Source organism: Kitasatospora sp. NPDC058406 (assembly GCF_042722765.1).
Lineage (GTDB): Bacteria > Actinomycetota > Actinomycetes > Streptomycetales > Streptomycetaceae > Kitasatospora.
In genome coordinates, this window is the sequence record NZ_JBHXKE010000429.1 from 1 (window position 1) to 4,021 (window position 4,021).

1 protein-coding gene and 2 pseudogenes are annotated in these 4,021 nt (G+C 71.3%); all 3 read left to right on the forward strand.

Annotated elements, in window-relative coordinates; all coding sequences use genetic code 11:
• Window positions 1-99, forward strand: a pseudogene (locus tag ACFWOG_RS39970) (ATP-binding protein); the annotation flags it as partial.
• A 401-nt stretch (window positions 100-500) separates the two neighbouring features.
• Window positions 501-3,920: a nitrate- and nitrite sensing domain-containing protein gene (locus ACFWOG_RS39975; protein ID WP_380364578.1), complete on the forward strand. Its 3,420-nt coding sequence runs from the start codon at window positions 501-503 to the stop codon at window positions 3,918-3,920.
• Between the two features lie 10 nt (window positions 3,921-3,930).
• A pseudogene (locus tag ACFWOG_RS39980) lies at window positions 3,931-4,021 on the forward strand (roadblock/LC7 domain-containing protein); the annotation flags it as partial.

Here is a 4,021-nt window from a genome sequence, read left to right on the forward strand (position 1 = left end):
GACACCCCCGTCGTCACCCTCGACGCCCGACGCCGGGACAGCGCCAAGAGCGCCCTCATCACCCTCGTCGAACACGCCCTCCTCGCCCGCCTCCGCTGAGCGGAACCCGCAGGTCGGCAGCCCCGGCGCCCCGCTGTCACGGCGGAGCGCCGGGGCCTGTCCGCTTGCGGGGAGATGTCGTCCGGACGCCGCGCGCAAGACCCCCGCATAAGCGGCGGATAACAGTTCGGTAGGCATTTCGTGATCAACAATGACTGTTTGTAGCGAATCAGCATCACTCAGCGCCAGAAGACCACAGTTTTACACCGTCATGTCGGTGAATGTCCCAATTGCGCCCTGCATGGCGCTGACCGGCAGCTGTTTGTCCCCCATCCCTGCACGTGCTGAAATTCCAGCTACCCCTGCATCCATATCGGCCACCGCTCCCCGGAACGGACGGGCCTCCAGGGGTAGCGCTGGATTGATCCATGGCCGGCTGTCGGCCGAGAGGTAGTTGTCGAGTGAGGCGTAAGCAGCAGGTCGCCCCGCAGCGGCGCTCCGAGCCCCGCCAGAGCGAGCCGAACGGCACCGCACCGGACCCGGCGGGGTTCTCGGCGTTCACGCCGACCGAGGAACGGCCACCGGCCGCCCCCACACCACAGCAGCTGGGTCCCGCCAAGGACCGCACGGGCGGCTCCGGCGCGGACGACACCGGCGGCAAGGGCGGCAGCCGGTACGACTTCCTGCGCCCGCGCAACTGGCGCGTGCCGGCCCGTCTGATCGCGATTCTGCTGATCCCGGTCACCATCGGCCTGATCTTCGGCGGTCTGCGCGTCAACACCTCGTTCGACGGCTTCATCAAGGCCGACCGCGCCCAGCGAACCGCCACCCTCGCCAAGGCCGCCACCGAGCTGGCCGAGGCGCTGGAGAGCGAGCGCGACAAGACCCTCATACCTCTGCTCACCAAGCAGGACCCGAACAACGAGGTCACCAAGGCGCGCTCGACCACCGACGCCGCCCTCAAGGCCTACTACGCGGCCTACGAGGCCAGCGACAAGTCCGGCGAGCTCCCGCGCCGCCACGACGCCTTCCAGGGCGTCGTCGTCGCCCTGCCGCACCTGCGCGCCAACGCCTACAGCCCGGACCTGTTCGCCTCCGCGACCACCTCCGCGTACTCGGTGATGCTGGCCCCGCTGCTGGCCTACGACAACTCGGTCGGCCTCGGCTCCTCCAACCTCACCAGCAAGGGCCGCTCGATCTACGCCATGTCGCTGGCGAAGGCCTCCGCCTCGACCCAGCGCGCGCTGATGCTGCACCTGCTGGTCGGCATCTCCGCGGGCGCCACCACCCGGTACGAGAACGCGGACCTGATCCAGCAGCTGCTGGTCGCCCAGCGCCTGGAGCACACCGCGCTGTCCGAGTTCAACACCGGCAGCGCCCCCGAGGACGCCCGCCGCTACTCGGACGCCCAGGTCGCCCAGGCCAACGCCGACCAGCGCGCCGCCTACCGGATGCCCAACGGCACCGCCCCCACCATGCAGGGCCTGCTCAACCTCGGCGCCGCCTACAGCCAGGCCGCCGCGATCGGCCAGGCCCAGGGCAAGGACGCCGCGGACCGGGCGTACAAGGAGGCCAAGGACTCCGGTCTGACGCCGGAGAACTGGAACCAGGCCGCCAACACCCACATCACCAGCCTCCGCGCCACCGAGGTCGTGCTGCTGGACGACGTGCTCCAGGACGCCGCGGCGCTGCGTGACAACGCGCGCTTCGACGCCGTCCTCAACGCGCTGATCGTGCTCGCGTCGCTGATCCTCGCCGGTGTGCTCACCGGCTACGTGGCCCGCTCGATGATTCTCGGCATGCGGACCCTGCGCAACGCCGCCCTGGAGATCGCCGACCACCGTCTGCCCGACCTGGTCGAGAGGCTCTCCAAGACCGACCCCGACCGGGTCGACACCAACATCAACCCGATCCCGCTGCACGGCAAGGACGAGATCGGCGAGGTCGCCCGGGCCTTCGACCAGGTCCACCGGCAGGCGGTCGCACTCGCCGCCGAGCAGGCGCTGCTGCGAGGGAACGTCAACGCGATCTTCACCAACCTGTCGCGCCGCAGCCAGGGCCTCATCCAGCGCCAGCTGGCGCTGATCACCGACCTGGAGAACAACGAGGCCGACCCGGACCAGCTGGAGAACCTCTTCAAGCTGGACCACCTCGCGACCCGTATGCGCCGCAACGGTGAGAACCTGCTCGTCCTCGCGGGCGAGGAGGCCGGCCGCCGCTGGAACACCCCGGTCCCGCTGGTCGACGTGCTCCGCGCCGCCGCCTCCGAGGTGGAGCAGTACGAGCGCGTCGAGCTCTCCGGCATCCCCGAGGCCGAGGTCGTCGGCGCCGCCGTGACCGACCTCGTCCACCTGCTCGCCGAGCTGCTGGAGAACGCCACCTCGTTCTCCAGCCCGCAGACCCGGGTGCTGGTCAACGCCACCCGCCTGCCGGACGGCCGGGTGCTGGTCGAGATCCACGACAAGGGCATCGGCCTCACCGCCGAGGACTTCGCCGAGATCAACGAGAAGCTGGCCGAGCCGCCCACGGTCGACGCCACCATCTCCCGCCGCATGGGCCTCTTCGTGGTCGGCCGGCTCTCCCAGCGGCACGACATCCGCGTCCAGCTCCGCCCGTCCGGCGAGTCGGCCGGCACCACCTCGCTGGTCATGATGCCGCCGTTCCTGACCCACATGGCCGCGGCGCCGGAGCCGGAGGAGCAGTTCACCGTCTCCCGGATCTTCGCCGACCAGGAGCCGACCGCCGACTGGGCCGCCCCCGGCCGGGACGAGGCCCGCAGCGCCGCCGAGCTGGGCTTCGACGACCACCTCACCGGCACCGGCAGCGCCGGCTCCTCCGGCTTCAGCCCCGCCCTGGAGGCGGTCCAGCGCTCGCAGCGCCTGGACCAGGTCCGCCGGGCCGCGCTGGAGGTCGGACCGCAGTCCGGCCAGGAGCCGCCGGTGCTCGACGCCGAGGTCGACGACGAGTACCCCCCGTACGGTCGCCGCAACGACGAGGTCTACGGCCAGGACGGGCAGTACCCGCAGCAGGGCTACGACCAGACCTACGCCGACGACCAGTACAACTACGGCCAGGACGGGTACGACGGCAACGGCTACCAGCAGGACGGCTACGACCAGTACCCGCAGCAGGGCTACGACCAGTCCGGCTACGGCGACGACCAGTACGGCCGGCAGGAGTACCAGGACCAGGGCCAGGGCTACGACGGGTACGACGGCTACGGCTACCAGCAGGACGGCCAGGGGGCCGAGGAGGCCCCGGCCGGCCACCCGTACGCCCCGGAGCAGCCCGCGCTGCCCGCCGCCGACCCCGCCCCCGCCCCCGCCACGCTGGCGTCCGGGCTGCCCCAGCGCCGCCCCGGCCAGCAGCTGGCCGGCGGCGGGTTCCCGTCCGGGCCGGCCGACGCCGGTCAGGGCGGCGAGAGCCCGAACTGGTTCGCCGGTGCCAAGGACACCTCCGCGCCGGCCGAGCCGCGCGGCCACGAGGTGTCCGCGCTCGGCGGGTACGGGCCCACCGGCCCGACCGGCGCGGGAAGCGCCGCCTGGCAGTCGCCCAACGACGGCAACTGGCAGCGCGCCGAACAGCTCCGCGAGCCCTCTTCCAGCGGCACCACCCCGTCCGGACTCCCCCGGCGGGTACCCAAGCAGAACCTGGTGGCCGGCAACGCCAAGCCCACCCCACAGGATGGGCCGCAGGTCTCCCGTTCGCCCGAGGAGGTCCGTGGACGTCTCACGAACCTGCGCCGCGGTGTCGAGCAGGGCCGTAGCGCAGGCGGCACCGGAAGCTTCCGGATCGACCCCGATCAGGTAGACCAGTCCGGCAACGGACAGCAGAATCGCAGCACCGATCTCTTCGGCGGCTCGAACCACCAGGAGCGTTGAGTTGAGTCAGATGAGCCAGGCCGCACAGAACCTGAACTGGCTGATCACCAATTTCGTGGACAACACCCCCGGGGTGTCGCACACGGTGGTGGTCTCCGCGG